This window comes from Pullulanibacillus camelliae (assembly GCF_014642655.1).
In the GTDB taxonomy this organism is placed as follows: domain Bacteria; phylum Bacillota; class Bacilli; order Bacillales; family Sporolactobacillaceae; genus Pullulanibacillus; species Pullulanibacillus camelliae.
Genome location: NZ_BMIR01000006.1, coordinates 1 through 20473, shown reverse-complemented (window position 1 = coordinate 20473; position 20473 = coordinate 1). Strand labels below are relative to the sequence as shown.

The 20473-nt window shown below is 42.8% G+C and carries 17 protein-coding genes; 2 read left to right on the top strand and 15 right to left on the bottom strand.

All coding sequences use genetic code 11. From position 1 onward, the window contains the following. Positions 1 to 13: 13 nt before the first annotated feature. From IEW82_RS07650 to IEW82_RS07630, 5 genes are all read right to left on the bottom strand, one after another. The gene (locus IEW82_RS07650) at positions 14 to 997 is read right to left on the bottom strand and encodes an alpha-ketoacid dehydrogenase subunit beta (protein ID WP_188691767.1); all 984 of its coding nucleotides are present in this window, start codon (positions 995 to 997) and stop codon (positions 14 to 16) included. Positions 998 to 1009: 12 nt separating this feature from the next. Continuing rightward, complete coding sequence (locus tag IEW82_RS07645; RefSeq protein ID WP_188691764.1) at positions 1010 to 2002, bottom strand: thiamine pyrophosphate-dependent dehydrogenase E1 component subunit alpha; 993 nt, start codon at positions 2000 to 2002, stop codon at positions 1010 to 1012. 23 nt (positions 2003 to 2025) lie between these two features. Next, entirely contained in the window at positions 2026 to 3447 is a 1422-nt protein-coding gene (gene lpdA / locus IEW82_RS07640; RefSeq protein WP_188691761.1) for a dihydrolipoyl dehydrogenase, read from the bottom strand. Between the two features lie 180 nt (positions 3448 to 3627). After that, the gene (locus IEW82_RS07635; RefSeq protein ID WP_188691758.1) at positions 3628 to 4722 is read right to left on the bottom strand and encodes a Leu/Phe/Val dehydrogenase; all 1095 of its coding nucleotides are present in this window, start codon (positions 4720 to 4722) and stop codon (positions 3628 to 3630) included. Between the two features lie 196 nt (positions 4723 to 4918). Continuing rightward, positions 4919 to 6988, bottom strand: coding sequence for a sigma-54 interaction domain-containing protein (locus IEW82_RS07630; RefSeq protein ID WP_229672435.1), 2070 nt, complete (start codon positions 6986 to 6988; stop codon positions 4919 to 4921). Positions 6989 to 7238: 250 nt separating this feature from the next. Here IEW82_RS07630 and IEW82_RS07625 point away from each other — a divergent pair, with 250 nt between their 5' ends. Beyond that, the gene (locus tag IEW82_RS07625; RefSeq protein WP_188691752.1) at positions 7239 to 7493 is read left to right on the top strand and encodes a DUF2627 domain-containing protein; all 255 of its coding nucleotides are present in this window, start codon (positions 7239 to 7241) and stop codon (positions 7491 to 7493) included. Positions 7494 to 7517: 24 nt separating this feature from the next. After that, a complete protein-coding gene (locus tag IEW82_RS07620; protein WP_188691749.1) occupies positions 7518 to 8615 on the top strand; it encodes a mechanosensitive ion channel family protein in 1098 nt (365 codons plus the stop codon). Between the two features lie 527 nt (positions 8616 to 9142). Here IEW82_RS07620 and IEW82_RS07615 read toward each other — a convergent pair. The 10 genes from IEW82_RS07615 to IEW82_RS07570 form a co-directional block, all read right to left on the bottom strand. Next, the gene (locus IEW82_RS07615; protein ID WP_188691746.1) at positions 9143 to 10345 is read right to left on the bottom strand and encodes an MFS transporter; all 1203 of its coding nucleotides are present in this window, start codon (positions 10343 to 10345) and stop codon (positions 9143 to 9145) included. Positions 10346 to 10367: 22 nt separating this feature from the next. Then, on the bottom strand, positions 10368 to 10817 hold the full coding sequence (locus IEW82_RS07610) for a MarR family winged helix-turn-helix transcriptional regulator (RefSeq protein ID WP_188691742.1): 450 nt from the start codon (positions 10815 to 10817) through the stop codon (positions 10368 to 10370). 135 nt (positions 10818 to 10952) lie between these two features. Continuing rightward, positions 10953 to 11204, bottom strand: a complete 252-nt coding sequence (locus tag IEW82_RS07605; protein WP_188691739.1) for a hypothetical protein — start codon at positions 11202 to 11204, stop codon at positions 10953 to 10955. Positions 11205 to 11803: 599 nt separating this feature from the next. After that, the gene (spo0A, locus tag IEW82_RS07600) at positions 11804 to 12598 is read right to left on the bottom strand and encodes a sporulation transcription factor Spo0A (RefSeq protein WP_229672429.1); all 795 of its coding nucleotides are present in this window, start codon (positions 12596 to 12598) and stop codon (positions 11804 to 11806) included. Positions 12599 to 13177: 579 nt separating this feature from the next. Then, positions 13178 to 14467 carry a SpoIVB peptidase gene (gene spoIVB, locus IEW82_RS07595; RefSeq protein ID WP_188692314.1) on the bottom strand — a complete coding sequence of 430 codons (1290 nt, stop codon included), beginning with the start codon at positions 14465 to 14467 and terminating at the stop codon, positions 13178 to 13180. Positions 14468 to 14591: 124 nt separating this feature from the next. Further along, complete coding sequence (gene recN, locus IEW82_RS07590) at positions 14592 to 16292, bottom strand: DNA repair protein RecN (protein WP_188691732.1); 1701 nt, start codon at positions 16290 to 16292, stop codon at positions 14592 to 14594. A gap of 46 nt (positions 16293 to 16338) precedes the next feature. Further along, entirely contained in the window at positions 16339 to 17163 is an 825-nt protein-coding gene (locus IEW82_RS07585; protein ID WP_188691730.1) for a TlyA family RNA methyltransferase, read from the bottom strand. After that, positions 17163 to 19064, bottom strand: coding sequence for a 1-deoxy-D-xylulose-5-phosphate synthase (gene dxs / locus IEW82_RS07580; RefSeq protein WP_188691727.1), 1902 nt, complete (start codon positions 19062 to 19064; stop codon positions 17163 to 17165). Before dxs ends, IEW82_RS07585 begins: the two co-directional genes overlap by 1 nt. A 10-nt stretch (positions 19065 to 19074) precedes the next feature. Further along, on the bottom strand, positions 19075 to 19692 hold the full coding sequence (locus IEW82_RS07575) for a hypothetical protein (RefSeq protein ID WP_188691724.1): 618 nt from the start codon (positions 19690 to 19692) through the stop codon (positions 19075 to 19077). 359 nt (positions 19693 to 20051) lie between these two features. After that, the gene (locus tag IEW82_RS07570; protein ID WP_188692376.1) at positions 20052 to 20303 is read right to left on the bottom strand and encodes a hypothetical protein; all 252 of its coding nucleotides are present in this window, start codon (positions 20301 to 20303) and stop codon (positions 20052 to 20054) included. Between the last annotated feature and the right edge of the window lie 170 nt (positions 20304 to 20473).

Here is a 20473-nt window from a genome sequence, read left to right as displayed (position 1 = left end):
TCCCTCCTATCTCTTAAAATTCTGCAAGTTCTCTCATCGCATGCTCAACCTTCTCCGGATTGATCATAAAGAATTTTTCTAACGGTGGTGCATAAGGCATCGCAGGGATATCAGGGCCCGCTAATCTTTGAATAGGGGCATCAAGATCAAAGAAACAGTGCTCCGCTATGATTGCAGCAACCTCGCCAATGATACCGCCTTCCTTATTATCCTCTGTGACCAGCAACACTTTACCGGTTTTGGCTGCCGCTTCAATAATGGCCTCTTTATCTAAAGGATAGACAGTGCGTAAGTCAAGAATGTGTGCGGAAATCCCCTCTTCGGCCAACTTTTCAGCCGCTTGCAGCGCAAAATGAACAGCTAGCCCATAGGTCATCACCGTCACATCTTCCCCTTCACGCTTCACTTCTGCCTTACCAATTGGAACGGTATAATCCTCATCAGGCACTTCCCCTTTGATTAGGCGATAAGCCCGTTTATGCTCAAAGAACAGGACAGGATCATCGGAACGAATTGCTGCTTTCAAAAGCCCTTTGACATCATAAGGAGTAGAAGGCATGACAATTTTTAATCCGGGTTGACTGGCAAAAATCGCTTCGATCGATTGCGAGTGGTATAGCGCCCCATGAACACCTCCACCATAGGGAGCACGGATGGTAATTGGCACAGTCCAATCATTATTTGACCGATAACGAATCTTAGCTGCCTCTGAAACAATTTGATTGACTGCTGGTAGGATAAAATCAGCAAACTGCATTTCAGCAACTGGGCGCATCCCGTACATCGCCGCACCAATACCAACACCAGCAATCGCCGATTCAGTTAACGGAGTATCGATCACCCGCGCTTCACCAAATTTCTCATACAATCCCGTTGTTGCTCGGAAGACACCTCCGCGTACACCGACATCCTCTCCAAGGATAAAGATTTTGTCATCACGCTGCATCTCTTCGTGTAAGGCAAGAGTAACAGCTTCTATATAAGAACGCACTGGCATAAACGTTCCCTCCTATTCCTCATACACATAATGAAGCGCGCTCTCAGGCTCAGCATAAGGTGCGGCCTCAGCATACTCCGTTGCTTCATCTACGCATTTTTCACAGCGTTCCACAATCTCACTGCTCTTTCCTTCTGTCAGCACACCCACAGATTCTAAATAGCTGGCAAAGGTGAATACACCATCGCGTTTTTTTGCTTCTTCGACCTCATCTGCAGCACGGTAGGAACGATCGTCATCGTCACTCGAATGTGGGGTCAAACGGTATGAAATGGTTTCAATTAGAGAAGGACCTTCGCCACGAATCGCCCGTTCCCTTGCCTTTTTAATCGCAGCATAGACGGCCAGCGGATCATTACCATCCACCGTTTCACCAAACATACCATAGCCAATCGCACGATCTGATACGCGTTCACAAGCGAGTTGCTTTTGTACTGGCACTGAAATGGCATATTGATTATTTTCACACATAAAAATGACTGGCAGCTTGTGAACTCCTGCAAAGTTCGCTGATTCATGAAAGTCTCCTTGGTTGGAGGAGCCCTCACCAAAAGTTGTGAAGGTTACCATTTCCTCGCCCTTTAAACGTCCAGCAAGTGCTGCCCCTACGGCATGGGCAACTTGTGTCGTGACAGGCGATGATTGTGTGAGGATTCTCAAGGCTTTGGAACCAAAGTGACCAGGCATTTGCCGTCCACCTGAATTCGGATCCTCTGCTTTTGCAAAGCCACTCAGCATGAGATCCTGAGCAGTCATTCCAAAGGTTAAAACAACGCCTATATCGCGGTAATAGGGAGCTACCACATCCTTTTCACGATTTAACGCATAGGCTGCTCCGACTTGTGCGGCCTCTTGTCCTTGACAAGAAATAACAAAAGGAATTTTTCCCGCCCGATTAAGCTTCCACATGCGCTCATCAACTTTTCTTGCTAGAAGCATGGTCTCGTACATATTCAGTACGTCTTCATCGGTTAATCCTAACGCTTGATGACGATTTTCAGACATCCTCTTGCCTCCTCAAATAAAAATTAAAAATGTATCGATCGATTGTCTACAGCCAATGCTGCCTCACCAATAATTTCTGATAATGTCGGGTGTGGATGTACAGTCTCTGCGACCTCCCATGGCGTAGCATCTAAAACACGCGCTAAAGCAGCCTCAGATATCATGTCCGTGACGTGTGGGCCAATCATATGGACACCAAGTACATCATCCGTTGCTTGATCAGCGACGATTTTTACAAATCCATCTGTTTCACCATAAACCAAGGCCTTGCCAATCGCTTGAAAAGGTATCTTGCCTATTTTCACCTCATAGCCTTCTGCACGTGCTGCTTGTTCTGTCAGACCAATGGATGCGGCTTCAGGAGAGGTATAGATGCATTTGGCGATATTTAAAGCATTCAACGGTTCAGGAGCAAGTCCAGCGATATGCTCAACCGCTTTTATTCCCTCATGTGAGGCGACATGGGCCAATTGCAGTCCACCAATGACATCTCCGATCGCATATATATGCGACTCTTCTGTTTGATAATGTTGATTCACTTGGATGCAATTATTGCCCAGTTTAATACTCGTATTTTGTAACCCAATGTCTTCAGTATTCGGAGAGCGACCAACAGAGATCAGCAGCTTATCCGCAGTCAAATGCTTCGTTTCACCATTCTGCTCTGCAGAAATTGTCACCTGCTCCCCTTTATCAATCGACTCTGGAAGAATCCGGGCATTTGTTAAGATGGCGACACCCTTTTTCTCAAGCTGCCGGCGCATTTCCTTGGCAATCTCTTCATCCTCTGTAGGAATGAGGCGATCCGCATACTCGATGATTGAGACGTCAACCCCGAAATCGGTAAACATCGATGCCCATTCAACACCGATAACACCACCACCGACGATGATCAAAGACCGCGGCAGTTCAGTTAACTGAAGCGCCTCATCAGAAGTCAACACGTGAACACCATCTGCCTCTAAGCCAGGCAAAGTGCGTGGACGAGAGCCGGTGGCAATGATGACATGTTGTGGAACGAGAATATCATTTTCCTTTTCCTCTGTATATTCCACAGAGATGGCTCCAGATAACGGAGAAAAAATCGATGGTCCTAAGATGCGTCCATAGCCAGCAAATAAATCAATCTTACCTTTTTTGATTAAATGTTGAACCCCCTGATGCAGAGTATCAACAATCTTTTGCTTTCTTTGCTGCACGCCGTTAAAATCCAAAACAGCTTGAGAGACATTAATGCCATAAGTTCCCGCTGCTTGAATCGTAGCATAGACCTCCGCACTTCTGAGCAATGCCTTACTTGGTATGCACCCTCTATGTAGACAAGTCCCACCCAAGTTATCTTTTTCAACAATCGCTGTTTTTAAGCCGAGTTGAGCCGCACGTATGGCCGCGACATAGCCGCCTGTTCCTCCGCCTAGTATAACAACATCATAGGTATTGGCCATTCAGACTGCCTCCTTTCAATACTGCATTGTCATAGCACGTACAGATATAGATCTTCATTCAATGCTTGATTATGTATAGTGGAAAAGCGAAACACACAAGGATTATGATGATGCATTAGGAAGTGAGAATATAAAAGGTAGACTAGCGGGAAGAGGATGACTCCCGCCAGCCATGAACATTTATCGAGATGAGAGCAAATGCTTACTGTTTTGTAAGAAGGTGCTTCTGGATTGATGAATGGTCGCGATTCTTTCTTCTGCAAGTCGATCCGCTGCTCTATACGTTGCAATGTTATCACGCATTGCAATATCAAAGATCTTAATCAAGCTATCATAAAGTCCTTCTACCTTTTTCATGGCACGATCGCGATGATAACCTAATAATTCATCAGCAACATTAATGACACCGCCAGCATTAATGACATAATCCGGTGCATAAACAATGCCTTTCTCATGAATGATATCCCCATGACGTTCTTCTTTTAATTGGTTATTGGCACTTCCAGCAATCACTTTTGCTTTTAATTGTGGAATGGTGTCATCATTGACAATCGCTCCTAATGCGCAAGGGGCAAAGATATCGCATTCAACACCATAGATATCATCTGGATCTACCGCCTTAGCATCAAAAGCCTCAACTGCTTTTTGCACAGCCTCTTTATTGATATCAGTGACTATAAGCTTGGCGCCCTCTTTATGGAGCCATTCACATAGGATAAAAGCGACATGACCAACACCTTGTACAGCTATGGTTTTTCCCTCAAGTGAATCACTGCCGAAAGCAACCTTTGCAGCAGCCTTCATCCCTTTATAGACACCGTAAGCAGTGACAGGAGATGGATTACCAGAGGAGCCAAACGCTGGAGAAATCCCTGTAACGTAATTGGTTTCTTGGTGAATAATATCCATATCTTCTACAGTTGTCCCAACATCTTCAGCCGTGATATACCGACCGTTTAATCCTTGAATAAAGCGACCTAATGCACGAAACATCGCTTCATTTTTATCCTTTCGCGGGTCACCCATAATCACGGTTTTTCCACCGCCAAGATTTAAACCCGCTGCAGCATTTTTATAGGTCATGCCACGCGCTAAGCGCAGCGCATCTTCAATCGCAGCATCTTCAGATTGATAGGTCCACATTCTTAACCCCCCAAGAGCCGGTCCCAATGTCGTATCGTGGATGGCAATAAAGGCTTTAAGTCCAGACGCCTTATCTTGGCATACAACAAGCTGTTCATAATCATATTTCTCCATATATTTCATTATTTCCATTTAACATATCCTCCTTAGATGTCACCCCAGTTAAAGTGTCCTGAGTGGGGCTGCACTCTTCAGCGACGAGGTTATCTATTAGTATCACTAGTTACTCATCCATTTATGAACATGCAAAAACCATACCAATATTTATTTCTTAAAAATAAAGACATGTAGCACTCACAACCATGCAAATTTCTTCATAATAAGAAAATTATTGCAGGTTACTTTTGTCAATCTGTAATTTCTCCATTTTATAATATAGGTTGCGAACAGAAATGCCTAAGGCCTGAGCGGTTTTTGTCTTGTTGTATCCCATCTCTTCATAGGTTTGCTTAATAATCTCTTGCTCGACCGCTTGTAATTGGTCAGTTAACGGAAGTGATGACGTTCTGACTTCTTTAGGAAAGGCAATCTCATCCTTTTCAGGCACCTTCAGTGCTAAAGGGGGTAAATGCATTAGCCCAATCTCCGTTTCATTCACATTCATATGAATAACAGCGCGCCCTAAAATATTTTCCAATTCACGAACATTTCCTGGCCAATCATAATCTTTTAACTTTTCAATTGCCTCTTCAGAGATGGTCTCCACATTTCGCCCAAAGTCTTGATTGATTTTTTTAATCAAATGCTGAGCTAATAAAAGGATATCCTCCTTGCGATGCCTAAGTGGAGGGATGAAAATGGGCATGCGATTCAAGCGATAGTAAAGATCTTCTCTAAAGCGTTTCTCGGCAATCCGGCTCTCCAAATCAACATTTGTCGCAGTGATGATTCTGACATCAATAGGAATGGGCTTGGTTCCTCCGACCCGGACAATTTCATTTTCCTGTAAAACGCGTAAAAGCTTGGCCTGCATTTGGGGAGAAAGCTCAGCAATTTCATCAAGAAAAATACTGCCCCCGTTTGCTTCTTCAAAATACCCTCGTTTTCCACCCTTCTTGGCACCAGAAAACGCTCCTTCTTCATAGCCAAACATCTCACTTTCTAGGAGCGATTCAGAGATCGCAGCGCAATTGACGCGAATAAATTTTTGGAGTCGCCGCCTGCTCGCATTATGAATCGCATGAGCAAATAATTCCTTCCCTGTTCCCGATTCCCCTCTCAACAAAATATTGATAGGGACGTTTGCAGCAAGCCGCGCCTGTTCAATCATCACTTTGATTGGCTCAGACTCCCCAATGATATCAGCAAAAGTATATTTCGCCTCTAATGTCCGAATGATTTCTTTTGCTCGATCTAGCTCCTTATTAAGCTGACTCATTTCTGATACATCCTGAATCACACCTACGCTCCCTTTCAGTTCATCATTAACGATAATAGGAGCTACATTGACGATGACATCGCGCTTGGCTTGGCCAACCTTCATGCGCGCGCCTCTAACAGGCTGACGTGTTTTTAAAACATGCATGTGCATGCTTTCTCCCTCAGAAATATCAATACTTGCTGGTTTACCGATCACATCAGCTTCCCTTAAACCTGTTAATCTTGTATAGGCGGGATTGATTAACAAGCCGTTCCCTTTTTCATCAACTACAGTAATAGCTTCTTCAGATGACTGAATAATCGCATGGAGCATGGTCTGAATACTCTTCAGATTTGTCACTTCTTCGGCCATTTCTTGAATGTCTGTAATATCCTTGAATACAGCAAAGGCGCCAAGTAGACTCCCATCATCGGCTAGCATCGGCAGGCGCGTGGTTATGATTTTATCACCGTTCTCCAAGGTCTGTTCCTGATTAAATTCAGGCTCTTTCGTCTGTAAGACCCGTGGAAGCTGAGTGGATGATATGACATCCTCCACTTTCTGCCCAATGACTGTCTCACTTTTGAGACGCATCATTTTTTCAGCGCGCGGATTCAAAATCGTAATCCTGCCTTCCTTATTAATCGCCAGCATCCCATCATGCGTTTGTGATAAAATCAAACGCTGCTGTTTACTTTGTTCCTTGATCTTTTGAATAAGGACCTCTTTTTCCTCCATTAACTCTGTCATAATCCTGACAACACTAAATGGAATAACAACAGTTTTATAGGAGACATATTTCTGTAAGACTCTATACAACCGATCGCTATGGGCATTGATGATGGTATCAATCGTGTCTGTGATAAAACTTTGCCAACGTGGACCGGTTGAAATGCCATGTTCTCTCGCTAATTGTAATGCCGGGGATTGTGCATCCTTGTCCACAACACCGACAATTTTTAACCCCTCAATGTTTAAGAGGGTTTGCAATATGTATAAGCTATGCTTACCGCCACCAATGAGGACGATGGATTTCACCGCTTCATTCACCACCATCTGCAAAAGTTTTCATATTTCATTGTACCTAATAACTGATCAGTGCACAAATGGACACACACCGCTTGATTCGTTAAAATATTTAAAGAGGGTGTTTTCTGAAAGGCTTTTAGCGCTATCACAATCACCTTCTAATGTAGCGATCTGTTGTCCATCTACCGAGCAATGGCCCATCATTCGATGACAGCTGGATCTATAGGATTTATCATTAAAATATCAAAAGGGGAAAATTATGACACGATTCATCGCCTTGATTATTATATTGCTACCTATTGCTGCTGCGGTCATTGGAGTCAAGTTAATGCGAGATACTTTTTTTGATATCGTCCATGCCCCCTTCTCGCATCTATGGTCACAATTTATTGGAGGACTGTTACTCTTTATCCTCGGTATTGCTTTTGTTGGGGGCTGGATCTTTTACAGAGATAGAAAAAGAAATTATGTGGCTGACCGCTTTCATCCCTCTAAAAGAAAAAAGCTGAAATAACATCCCAAGAAATGGAGGACCACGATGACTCAAGACATTCTCGATTGGGCGGGACACCTCACTTGGAAGGATGGTCTCATCTCTTTCATTATTTTGATGATCTTTCTTTTTTTAGGTAAACCGTTGACATCACTCATCATAAAAATTTTGACGCATTTTACAAAAAGAACGCGCAATACTTTTGATGATGATCTGATCAAGGCCATCAATAGACCGCTTTATTTTTTAATTGCCTTGTCTGGCCTTTATCTATCCTTTAAATATCTCGCTTTTCCAGCCTCTGCTGCTCACGTTATTGGCCATCTCTACCGCACGGCCATTGTGATTTGCATTGGCGTTGCCCTTTTTCAGTTAACGAATTCTACAGAAAAACTGTTTGGGCACTTTAGTCATAAACTCAATCTTCAATTCGATCGGATCGTCATTCCCTTTATAACAAAAATTTTAAAATTTATTGTATTCGCGTTGATGCTCACGATGATTCTTTCGGAATGGGGCTATAGCATCAATGGATTCGTAGCTGGTTTAGGTCTTGCTGGCTTGGCCATTTCATTGGCGGCTAAAGATACCGTCAGCAATTTATTCGGGGGGTTTATCATTATTACCGAAACTCCCTTTACGATCGGAGATTGGGTGCAGACCCCAAGCGTTGAAGGGACGATCGAAGACATTTCTTTCCGATCGACCAAAGTCCGAACCTTTGCAGATGCGCTCGTTACCATTCCCAATTCAACTCTGGCAAACGAAGCGATCATCAATTGGTCACGAATGGAAAAGCGGCAATTGACCTTTAATATTGAACTCGATATCCGCACGCCTCGTCAGCAAATCGAGCGCTGTTTAACAGACATCCGAGCGTATCTTAAACAAAACGAAGCGGTCCATCAAGAGGCTATTTACGTTTATTTACAAGAGATGAATACGACAGGCTTTAATATCCTGCTCTATTTCTTTACTACGACAACCGTTTGGAAGGAATGGCTAAACATTCGCGAACAGATCAACTTAAACATCCTGAAAATACTAGAAGCACATCATGTTCAACTTGCCGTCCCCGGACGCACGGTCTTTTATCACGAAGAAAATCCCAATCAAGAACACTTCGAGCGTTCACCTCAATAAGAAGAGTAAGAAAACCGGGCGAAAAGCGTGCCCAGTCCTTGTCCTTAGTATAGAGCATCATCCAATATGAAAGAGGCTTCATTGCCTGATCAAGTGGATGGGAGCGCAAGGCGCGCGATTCGGAACACTCTAAAATCGTATGTTCCGCGGACGCCGCTGACTCTTGATGCGGAGACTAGAGTCCTGCAGAAGTGGGAGATCGGTAAGACCTTAGCAGTGCGAAGCGCGAGGAGGCTTACCACTTTCCCGCGGAAAGCGAGCGGCCTGGAGCGGAATCGCGCACCGCCCTCATAAACAGAAATTTTAAACTTTATTATCTTTTTAGAAAACTTAGCTTGCACCCCTTCGCTGGTACTCCTGATGTGATTTTTGCAAATCACACACTTAGGGTGCCCGCAAGCCTCAGGTGGTGAAGTCAAAGCCCGACTTATACGATCTTCCTTTGAGAGCGTCAGCAAAATTATAAATTCTTATAGTACAAAAAAGATGTGCCCTATTCGGACAGCATCTTTTACTTTCTACTATTTTTAAACCGCTTCCTCCTGAGCCTGCATGTGCGCCTTACGCGCCCGACCAAAGGTGTAAATCGCATATATAACAATGAGGAGAACAATTAGTACCGATGAGGCGCCGAACATTTTATGGAAATTCATTTTATCAGCAACAGTGCCTAAAGAAGCAGCACCAATCGCCATGCCTAAATCCATACAGCTTAAGGTCATCGCATTCGCTGTTCCCTTTTTATCTGCTGATACCCGACTCACCGCCCAAGCCTGCAGCGTGGGTTGAATCACACCATAAGCAAGACCATAAAAACCAGCAGCAACCACTAACAGCAGTGTTGATTCTGTGATGGACAGCAAGAACAAACCGATCAACCCAAACACAGCGGCTGGAAGAATCAAGAATTTATGTCCGAGACGATCAAAAATCCTACCCGAAAAAGGTCGGATGACAATCATAGCAATGGCAGTCACTAAGAAAAAGGAAGAAATATGATCCTCAATATGTGCCTCATGTCCTAGACCATCGATAAAGTTCACGATGCCACCAAAGGTGATATAAAAGAGCATCACAAGAAAGGTTGGTAAAAAAGCTTTCTTATCAAACATATAAGAAACGAGCGAGCCCTTTATTTGATGAGAATCAATGGCAGTCATCGCATGGGTATCTCTAACGAAGAAGCTACCGATGAAACAGATGATGGCAAAGCCAATGGTTACTAGCAAGAGTCCATTAAATGATGTAGCATGAATAAGCGTTAACGCCAGCATCGGAGCTAAGCTCGTCCCTAGACTTGTCGCCATTCCAAAGTAACCGATCCCTTCACCAAAGCGTTTCTGTGGCAAAATTTGTGTCGCCACAGTGGCTAAAAGGGTCGTGATGATCCCAAATGATACTCCTTGAAAAATACGAATAATAACGAGCAAAGTAAAAGATTCACGGCCAATGCTCAAGAAAAGCGTAACAATAACAAAGGTAAGCGTGAATAACATCGTGACTTTAATATCAATTTTGTGGACAAGGACACCGATAAACGGTCGGGTAAGAATGGCCCCTAACATAAAAAAGGTGGTCATGAATCCACCCTTTGACGAACTTCCTGTCAATGCTGTTTCAAAAACTGGAAAACCAGCAGTAAGTGACATCAAACATAAAAAGAAAATAAAGGTGGTTAAAACAATAGTCACAAACTGTCCGGTCCATAATTTTACTTTTTGTTCCTTCATGATGACTTCCTTTCCATACTCACTAGATCAATGATTTCATATTACGATGAAGCTTGCTTAAAACCTGTCGGTAAGTGTCAATATCCTTCTCAGAGATGCCGTTAACAATCTTTTGAAAGACACTGTCCACTTCACAATAAAGCTGTTCAGTCAAGGCTTCTCCTTTTTTTGTTAAGCCAATTACAAAAGAGCGCCGATCCTCCGGATTCCTCTTTCTTTCTAGGAATTCCCCCGCCTCAAGCAGGTCCAAAATTTTTGTGACAGTGGCTTGATCCTTATCCGAGGCTTCAGACAGATGTTTTTGACTCATATTTCCCCTCTGATGCAAGCGTTTAAGAACTGTCCATTGTTCAGCAGTCAATCCATAGGACTTTAAGTGTTGATTTAAGAGACGCGTAATGTATTTACTAGTTCTCACAGTATTAAAACCAATCTCTTCATCCAAAAAACTCATATCTTTGCTCTGATCCATCAGCCTACCCCTTTTATCTGCGTTCTTATTTAACCCTTTTATAGTGTATCACCAAATTTAATTTGTGTAAATATAGTTTGTATACAAATTATTAGTGTAAAAAATTACTCCTCTAGTGGGAGTAATTCAAGCCATTCACTTCTGATTGTCTGCTTCACGTACTTTAGTAAAAGGCTCAATTTCACTATGCTGTACATTTAATTTGACTGTTTTTCCATTTGAAAGTGTGATCTCTTGATGAGCGGCTAAATATGTAAGAAGTTCATCTAATGCTGCTTGAGCTTCAAGACTCGCCTGAGTTTTACTTTCGCTAGTGATCTCAAATGAAACAACTGCTTTCACATCCATTTGTACAACATGGCTTTTCACTGTCGTATTGGTAGCCATTCTTCCATCTCCCATTTGAATAAATTAATTTTTCATATGAACAATCTTACATGAAGATCGGGAGCAAATCTTCATGTAAATGTTTCCTGTCACCTATCGCAACTGATCACTTCTCCAGCAATCTCGCGTCTTATCAAGCTTAAGCCAATACTTAAAACCCCTATCTGCTCAACCTACAAATATTTACCAATTTTTGAGACCTTCTTAATCGAGGCACTCTTCTGTTCAGCGAGCTGCCTTTTCCCAGCTTAAATGTGCAATGTATTTATCCATGTCAGACTCCAGTTCTTCTAATTCCTATTCGGATAATTCTTTAGCAACATTGAATTGACTCTTGATGTTGCCACCCACTATGAAGCAATACATCCCTTAAAAGCTGCAGGCGTTATCAAGTCATCAGCTTCCCCCTATCTTTTATGGATCATTTCACCATCTAATAATATTAAAAGCTTTGCTCAACCCCAAGCCTCAGGTAGTGAAAGCAAAAAAAACTTCTGGTGGTATAAAAAACACCTGCAAATGGGATCAACCCCATCTGCAGGCGTTTGATTGCTTTTAAAATAGTTACAAACATCTTAAATTCTTATGTAGTCCCCGATTTATCCTGCCTTATGTTCAATCCGAAGCTTATCAGCCACCATGGCAATGAACTCTGAGTTGGTTGGCTTGGCTTTGGACATGGAAACGGTATAGCCAAACAGGTCGGAGATGGAATCGATATTGCCGCGGCTCCAAGCTACTTCAATAGCGTGACGAATCGCTCGTTCTACACGGCTCGAGGTGGTTTTATATTTTTTGGCGATGTCTGGATAAAGGACTTTAGTGATGGAGCCAAGGAGCTCGATATCGTTATACACCATAGAAATTGCTTCTCGTAAATACATATAACCCTTAATATGAGCAGGGACACCAATTTCATGAATAATGCTAGTAATATTAGCATCTAAGTTTTGTGACTTTTTAGGTGCAGAGGTACTCTTAGTCATTTGAGATCGTGCAGGTGTGAATGTCGGCATCTTTTTCCCATAGACCTGACGAATATTATTGATGAGGTTCTCAATGTCAAAGGGCTTAAGAATAAAATAGGCGGCACCTAGTTCCACAGCCTTTTTGGTGACGTCCTCTTGCCCAAAAGCCGTGAGCATAATAACGCTCGGCTGAGGTGAAGAAGCATCCGAACGCATCGCTTCAAGCACACCTAATCCATCAAGATGTGGCATGATAATATCCAATACTAAGATGTCTGGATTTGTTTCTTTAACAACTGCTAAGCAATCCTGACCGTTGTTTGCTGTACCAACCACTTCTATGTCATCAGTAGTCGTGCAATACTCCTGTATTAGATGAATAAGTTCTTGATTATCATCAGTCAAACATACTCGGATCTTTTCCAATGTCATGTTCCTCCCCAATAACTTTTTTGCTCTGTAAACAACTTCGACAATTCTTTGTAATTCCCTTTTTCTTTTACGCTTTTTATAAAAGCAAAGACGGTCATCCTTTCTTCGACAAAATACGCTAAGAACCAATAGAAATAAGCAAATTCCCCAAATTTAATTTCCTCTATTTAACAAAAATGACACGTGGTAATCGACTTTATTTGCCATATTTCGATATTTAAATGACCATGCAACAAAATAAAATACGGATTTTGTCGAAAAAAATTTTAAAGAAAAAGGGAGGATAAATAAGACTTCAAGTCAAAAGTCAATGATTTACTACAATAATATATTTATCCCGACGGCGGCTTATACCTTTTTGACGGCATTTATGTGACATCTCGTCTTAACCCCCTGCGTTTCTTATTGGTACTCCTGATAGGAGTTTTAAAATCACATATTCAGATGGTCCCAGGAGTTTTGTCCTTTTACAGCTTTTGTTTCGGAAAAGTGGATTGCTACACGCTCCACTCATCAACATCAAAAATTCATATACTCTTATCAGTAGACAAAAAAAGAAAACGAGCTTTTTACTTAGCTCGCTTCTTTCTTTTTTGCCTGATCTTTATAAATGTCGATGCCAGCTTCCTTTAACATCCATTCGATATGACAGCCATAACCGGATGTTGGATCATTCACAAAGACATGAGTCACAGCACCGATAATTTTGCCATTTTGAATGATAGGACTGCCACTCATCCCTTGAACAATTCCACCTGTCTTATTCAGCAGCTCAGGATCAGTGACTTTAATGACTAATCCCTTTGTTGCTGGAATATCCTGCTTTACCGAATTCAAAACAGTGACATCAAAGGCTTGGACTTTTTTGCCATCAACAACCGTTAAAATTTTTGCAGGTCCTTCCTTCACTTCATCCTCTAAAGCGATAGGCAGTCCCTTTTTCATAATACCGTTGGAGAGTCCATGATTGAGCTTCCCAAAAATTCCAAAAGGGGTATTTTTATTGACATTCCCTATCGGCTTTTCATTGGCAGGAAATGAAGCAATTTTTTCCCCAGGATGTCCATCTTTTCCTTTATCAATAGCACTCACCGTTGATCTTACGATTTCGCCATTATAGACATGAATTGGTTCCTTGGTATCAATATCTGAAATAACATGGCCTAAGGCCCCGTACTTTCCTGACTTTGGTTCATAAAAGGTCATTGTCCCAATACCAGCCGCTGAATCCCGAATATATAATCCAATGCGGTAATGCTGGTCATTTTTATCCTTAAGGGGTTGTAAAGTCAGTTTCTTTTTTACATTGTCATCACGTAAAACCACCAGTTTTAGCGGCTTATCTCCCGCATCAGTAATTGCATTTTTCACATCAGCCATTTTTTCGATATTTTTATCATTGATTTTGGTAATAATATCACCGACTTTAACACCGGCTGTCTCTCCTGGAGATTTTTCTCCTTGTTCTGTGTCGACAAGATGATAGCCCACAACCAAAACACCTACAGAATTCAACTTAATTCCAATTGATTCTCCTCCAGGAACTAATCGAATATCTGGCAGCACACGAACGTCCACCTTTTTTATAGGAATATGACCAGAAGAAACGGTCATTGCGGTTGTTCCAGTATGTTGAGCGGAAACTGTGTGTCCAGCACTCCCACTAACAGAGACGACTTTCGGATCTTTTATCGATAGATGTGTGTGACTGGGTAACGATGAAAGCGCTGATGCTTGGTGACTGAAGATTGTCATATGATGTGGAATGACAAGATAATTGTGTACAGGTTTAAAAAATCCTAGGCTTATTAAGAAGCCAAGGAGAACCAAACCAATCGTGCGTCTAACTACCTCCGACTTCAACATGATTCACTCTCCCTGCCCCTAACCTACACCTTTACTTGCATTTATAAGTTTGCCTTTAATGGGCAGAATTATAACTAGCTCAAAGAAAAAATGCTATCCAATTGTGGATAGCAGGTGGAAGTTATCTTTTAATATCCTTAGCCAGTTCTAATAATTCGTGAGCATGCTGTTTCGTCAGATCGGTCATTTCCACACCAGAAATCATGCGTGCGATTTCAGAGACCTTATCAGCCTCCGTTAGTGTGGTGACACGTGTCATCGTCCGATCACCCTTAACCGTTTTTGCAATATAGAGGTGCTGATCAGCCATCGCAGCGACTTGAGGTAAATGAGTGATGCAAAAAATCTGCGAGGAAAGCGAGAGCTGGAAAATTTTCTCGGCCATTGCTTGAGCCACACGTCCACTCACACCTGTATCGACCTCATCAAAAATAATCGATGTCACACCTTGGAACGATTTAAAATGTGATTTTAAAGCAAGCATAATCCGAGACATTTCTCCGCCTGAGGCGATACGGGCAAGTGGCTTGAGGGGTTCTCCAGGATTGGTGGCAATATAAAATTCAACTTGATCAATACCCAATTTATGATAAGCGTGCATGCTTTCTGGATCTTTTATCTTGTGATTGATCGATACATCGAAACGGGCCTTTTCCATATAAAGATCCTTTAGCTCTCTATTAATCGCCTTTGTGAGCTCAACAGCTACCTGTTGACGCCTAGTTGAAAGCTTTGTTGCCTTCTCTTTCAAGTGACGAAGGAGTTGCTTAAGCTGTTGATCAAGATCCTCAATGGTTTGATCGCGATCAATCAACGCTTCGTATTCCTGTTTGATGTCTTGATAATACTGCAAAACATCCGCAATCGTTTTCCCATATTTTCTTTTGAGATGGTTGATTTCATTCAGTCTTGACTCAACAATATCCAAGCGTTCGGGATCATAAGCCATCTGATCTAAATAATCACGTAAGCGGTAAACCTGATCCTCTAATGTATAAAAGCTGTTGGACACGGCATCAGCAATTTTTCCTATTTCGTCCTCAAGCTCTTGCACGTTTTCTAAAGCATTTACCGAGGCTCTAATCCAATCCAAGCCTTTTTGCTCTCCACTTAACGCGTCATAGCTAACGGCAACTGCATCATATATTCTTTCGAAATTATTGAGCTTACGTCTTTCATCAAGCAACGTCTCTTCTTCCTCAACCTCGAGGTTAGCGGCTTCAATTTCTTGAATTTGATAACGTAGAAGATCGATTCTTTGAGCGATATGCCGTTCGCTATCGCTAAATTGCTGAATTTTGCTTGCGATCTCTCGCGCATCATTAAAAGAGCATTCATAATCACTTTTCAATTTTTCAAGCGTATGACCACCAAATTTATCAAGGAGTTGGATATGGCTTTCAGGATGGATCAGCTCCTGATGCTCATGCTGACCATGAATGTCAATTAAATGCTGACCCACCTCACGAAGATGGGACAAGGTCACCATCTTCCCATTAATTCGGCAAACACTTTTTCCATTACTATAGATCTGTCTGCGCAGGATAATATGCTCATCCCCATCATCGACGCCAATACTCTCAAGAATATGCTGACACGGATGCTCAGGTGATACCTCAAAAAGTGCCTCGATTTCTGCTTTGGATTCACCGTGCCTGACATATTCCGCTGATCCTCTTCCACCAACCAATAAAGTAATGGCATCGATAAGCATCGATTTTCCAGCACCTGTTTCACCGGTAATCACCGTCAAGCCTTTTTCAAAAGAGACATTTAACTTTTCAATAATCGCAAAATTTTCAACGCGAAGTTCTATAAGCATGTCCCTCAAATTCCCCTTTCCACGTTCTTCTCCCATGACATTTCAACTATTCTTTCGCCAAAAGAGCCGAATGCGCCTCGCTCACCACTTCAGTGATGCGTTCTGGAGGCAACAACGCCTGTCCCTTTTCAACAGCGCCTGTCCATTCAAGATAAGCCAAAAATTCAATATTGCCTTCTCCACCTGTTACTGGTGAGTAATCTAGTCCTTTGACAGCATAGCCTTCAGCAATACAAAAGGTAACCATATCCTCTAAAACGCGCTGATGAACCTTCTGATCACGTACAATGCCCTTTTTCCCAACTTCTTCTTTACCCGCCTCAAATTGGGGTTTAACGAGAACCATCACCTCTCCACCAGGAGTCAAAATTTCCTTTAAAGGAGGTAAAATTTTCTTTAAGGAAATAAAAGAGACATCAGCAGTTGCGATCTGCGGGCGGCCCTCAGTAAAATCCTTAAGCTCTGCGTAGCGAAAGTTAACGCGCTCCATTACTACGACACGCTCATCATTTCTTAGCTTCCAAGCAAGCTGATTAAACCCAACATCCAGTGCATAGACACGCAAAGCACCATTTTGCAGTGCACAATCCGTAAAACCACCAGTTGATGCTCCAATATCAAGCATGATTTTCCCCGCTACTGAAAAAGGAAAAACACGGAGTGCCTTTTCTAGCTTCAGCCCACCTCTGCCGACATAAGGAATGGGATCCCCCTTTACACGCAAAGATGTTGTGACATCGATTTTGGTCCCTGGTTTATCTATCCGTTCATTTTCACGAAAAACAAGGCCGGCCATTATTGCCCGCCGCGCCTTTTCTCGTGATTCATAAAACCCCTGCTGTACAAGCAGCACATCAATCCGTTCTTTCATTATTTCAAAGCCCTTTCTTGCGTGGTTTTGGGCAATAATTTTTTGGCTCTCAAAATGATTTCGTCGGTGGTGAGCCCCACTTCTTTAAGCAACTCTTTCACCGCACCATGTTCTATAAAACGGTCAGGAATACCCATGCAGTCAACATTCATGTGATGATGCCCCGCACCATGGAAATATTCCAGTACTCCACTGCCGAAGCCACCTTTCAGTACACCTTCTTCAATAGTGATGACAGGAATACTCTCATGGGCTAGCTCTTCAAGCATCGCTTCATCCATTGGTTTGATAAAGCGAGCATTGATCACTCGTGCAGATATGCCAACGGTCTGCAGCTGTTTAGCAGCCTCAAGGGCATTTTGTAAGAGTGGTCCAAAGGAAAGAATGGCCATATCCTGTCCACGGCGAAGCACTTCCCACGTTCCAAATGGAATGCTTTCAGGAGCCTCATCCATAGATACACCTAAGCCATTCCCTCTAGGTAAGCGAATAGACACAGGACCACGCGGCTTGTCTAATGCTGTTACGACCATGTCACGGAGTTCTTTCTCGTCTTTTCCCATCATGATCGACATGTTAGGAATGCTGCGTAAAAAGGCAATATCAAAAACGCCTTGATGCGTCTCTCCATCAGCCCCAACAAGCCCTGATCGATCAACAGTAAAGAGTACATCGAGATTTTGTCTGCAAACATCATGAACAATCTGATCGTAAGCCCTTTGCATAAAGGTTGAATAAATCGAAACAACAGGTTTCATGTCTTGAGTTGCCAATCCGGCAGCAAGGGTTGTTGCGTGCTGCTCGGCAATCCCGACATCAAAGAGTCGATCAGGGAATGCTTTTTGGAAGCCTTGTAACTTGGAACCAACGACCATTGCTGGTGAGACCACGACAATTTTCTCATCCTTTTTGGCCAGTTCAGTAAGCGTATCCCCAACGACCTGGCTGTATGAAGGTGCAGATTGCACCGGCTTGATAAACGCACCGGATTCGATTTTATAGGGTCCAGCACCATGCCAGCTTCCGACAGCATCGGCTTCTGCTGGTTTATAGCCTTTTCCTTTCTGCGTCAAAACGTGAACGAGGACAGGCCCTTTTGATTTCTTAGCGTAGCGCAAATGGCTGGCTAAATCCTCAAAATTATGACCATCGACAGGGCCTAAATAGGTAATGCCCAATTCCTCAAAAAAGACGCCCGAAACCAAAAGGTATTTGACGGTATCTTTGATGCGCTCGGCAGCCGCGGCCAATCGTCCTCCAAAAGCCGGAATTTTTTTCATGAGGTATTCCAAATCCTCTTTCACCTTATGATACTTTCCTGCTGTCCGCAAACGCCCGAGCATATTATTCAATGCTCCAACGTTAGGCGCAATGGACATTTTATTGTCGTTCAGAATAATGATCATATTTTTCTGTTCATGACCAATATGATCAAGGGCCTCAAGGGCCATTCCTCCAGTTAACGCCCCGTCACCAATGATCGGAATGATGTGTTCATCTGTGCCTTTCAAATCACGGGCAATCGCCATTCCCATCGCTGCAGATAATGAAGTAGAGCTATGCCCTGCCTCCCACACATCATGCTCGCTTTCACTTCTTTTTGGGAAACCACATAGTCCTTTGTATTGACGCAGGGTGTCGAATTGATCTGCGCGTCCAGTTAAAATTTTATGCACATAGGCTTGATGCCCAACATCCCATAAGAATTTGTCTTTAGGACTGTTAAAAAGCTTATGAAGCGTTAATGTCAATTCAACCACACCTAAATTAGATGCAATATGTCCCCCTCGAATGGACAGCTTCTCAATTAAAAACTGGCGAATATCGAACGCCAAGGCTTCAAGCTCTTCATTTGTATATTTTTTTAGAAATTGCGGATTCTGTATTGATTCTAAATCCATTAGTGATCACTCACTTTACTTTTTGCTTCTTTTTTAAATGCTTTTTCTTTGTCTTAGTATCTTTCAAAATCTTTATATGAAACCTATGCTCAAGGAAATAAAAAAATCGCCCAACCTGAAAGATGATTGGAGTAGCGTGCTTGATGGCCAATGTCTTCCCTAGCGCCTTTCCTCCTACAGTAACAGCTGCCGTTAAACTTGTAAAAATAACGGAGATGACGTATTGAGAAGGAGAATCGTTGCCTTGACCAATGCTAATCGCTAATTCAAGCACAACGACCGCTGAAGCCGTTCCACTGACAACCCCTGAAATATCACCGATCACATCGTTACAAAAATTGGACACCCGGTCAGCATTGCGGGCAATTGCAATGGCGTTTTTGGCGCCCTTTACTTTATCTGAAGCCATCGCATGGAATGGTTTTTCGTCTGTTGCGGTGGCGGCTACCCCTATGATATCAAAGATGACACCAATCAGCACAATGATAAAAACGATCATAATGCCAACTGCCCAATTGGCGCCCTCAAGTATCGCATTGGATATCACTGAAAAAATAGCCGCTAACACCAGCGTGATAACGGCAATTGTAACACTCCATTTGAGCGACTTTTGTATATCAATTTTCATCGGTTTTAATGAACCCCTAATAGACCAACTTATGTAACTAGGTGGTCATTTAAAGAGTAAACGCTGCGGCTTAGGTCCAGTAGGTTTTCCCGTAAAGCTACCAGAGCGTCGCCACTTTGGCAGTTTCCATTTAAAGCTTTACCGATGCCGTCACCGAACATCGAACTAGATCGCCACTTAGTCCGCACTATAATCCCCTTTAAATGTCACACGAACAGTCTAGGAGTTTTCCTCAAGCAGTCCGCTGCCATTTCCTAGCCTCTTTTGCAGGCTTGATTTCATAGGATATGAACCACCGTTGTTGGCCGACAAGCGCTGTTTCATAAACCCTAATCCCCTCAAAACCCACTCAAGGCAGGCTACGCTGCCCGATCCCCTAACGGACCATAAAAGGCAGGTTTTCCAATGCTTGCTCGCTCCTGCGGCAAGCAAAGTCTCCGCGAATGCAGGGTCATCGCCCACATGCCGTTGTGGATCGCCCTACATTCTTTACTCCCAGAATTGACCCAAGGCTGGGCGCCCCAAGCCAATACCAAGAACTTCATCGATGTGCCCTTTGGCGGATTTTTAGGCCCGCCCTCAGAAATGGTGGACTGACTAGAATACTGCACCACCTATACATCCTATATAAAGATTATAGCATAGAATAGTCATTCTCTCAATGATTGTTATAAATTGGTTTGTGTCAAACTTTTCTCGGTACCCTATTCATCCCAGTATTTCTGGCACTCTAAATTTGTACGCTTTTCCAGCTACCGCGCGAATGTCTTCGCTTGGTTCC

Bases quoted from the DNA above. Each gene is read 5' to 3' on its own strand.
- IEW82_RS07575 (WP_188691724.1), bottom strand. From the start codon at position 19,692: ATGAAAATTGATATACAAAAGTCGCTCAAATGGAGTGTTACAATTGCC.
- IEW82_RS07605 (WP_188691739.1), bottom strand. From the start codon at position 11,204: ATGGCTACCAATACGACAGTGAAAAGCCATGTTGTACAAATGGATGTG.
- recN (WP_188691732.1), bottom strand. From the start codon at position 16,292: ATGCTTATAGAACTTCGCGTTGAAAATTTTGCGATTATTGAAAAGTTA.
- IEW82_RS07650 (WP_188691767.1), bottom strand. From the start codon at position 997: ATGCCAGTGCGTTCTTATATAGAAGCTGTTACTCTTGCCTTACACGAA.
- dxs (WP_188691727.1), bottom strand. From the start codon at position 19,064: ATGGATTTAGAATCAATACAGAATCCGCAATTTCTAAAAAAATATACA.
- IEW82_RS07610 (WP_188691742.1), bottom strand. From the start codon at position 10,817: ATGGATCAGAGCAAAGATATGAGTTTTTTGGATGAAGAGATTGGTTTT.
- IEW82_RS07645 (WP_188691764.1), bottom strand. From the start codon at position 2,002: ATGTCTGAAAATCGTCATCAAGCGTTAGGATTAACCGATGAAGACGTA.
- IEW82_RS07585 (WP_188691730.1), bottom strand. From the start codon at position 17,163: ATGAAAGAACGGATTGATGTGCTGCTTGTACAGCAGGGGTTTTATGAA.
- lpdA (WP_188691761.1), bottom strand. From the start codon at position 3,447: ATGGCCAATACCTATGATGTTGTTATACTAGGCGGAGGAACAGGCGGC.
- IEW82_RS07615 (WP_188691746.1), bottom strand. From the start codon at position 10,345: ATGAAGGAACAAAAAGTAAAATTATGGACCGGACAGTTTGTGACTATT.
- IEW82_RS07635 (WP_188691758.1), bottom strand. From the start codon at position 4,722: ATGGAAATAATGAAATATATGGAGAAATATGATTATGAACAGCTTGTT.
- IEW82_RS07620 (WP_188691749.1), top strand. From the start codon at position 7,518: ATGACTCAAGACATTCTCGATTGGGCGGGACACCTCACTTGGAAGGAT.
- IEW82_RS07625 (WP_188691752.1), top strand. From the start codon at position 7,239: ATGACACGATTCATCGCCTTGATTATTATATTGCTACCTATTGCTGCT.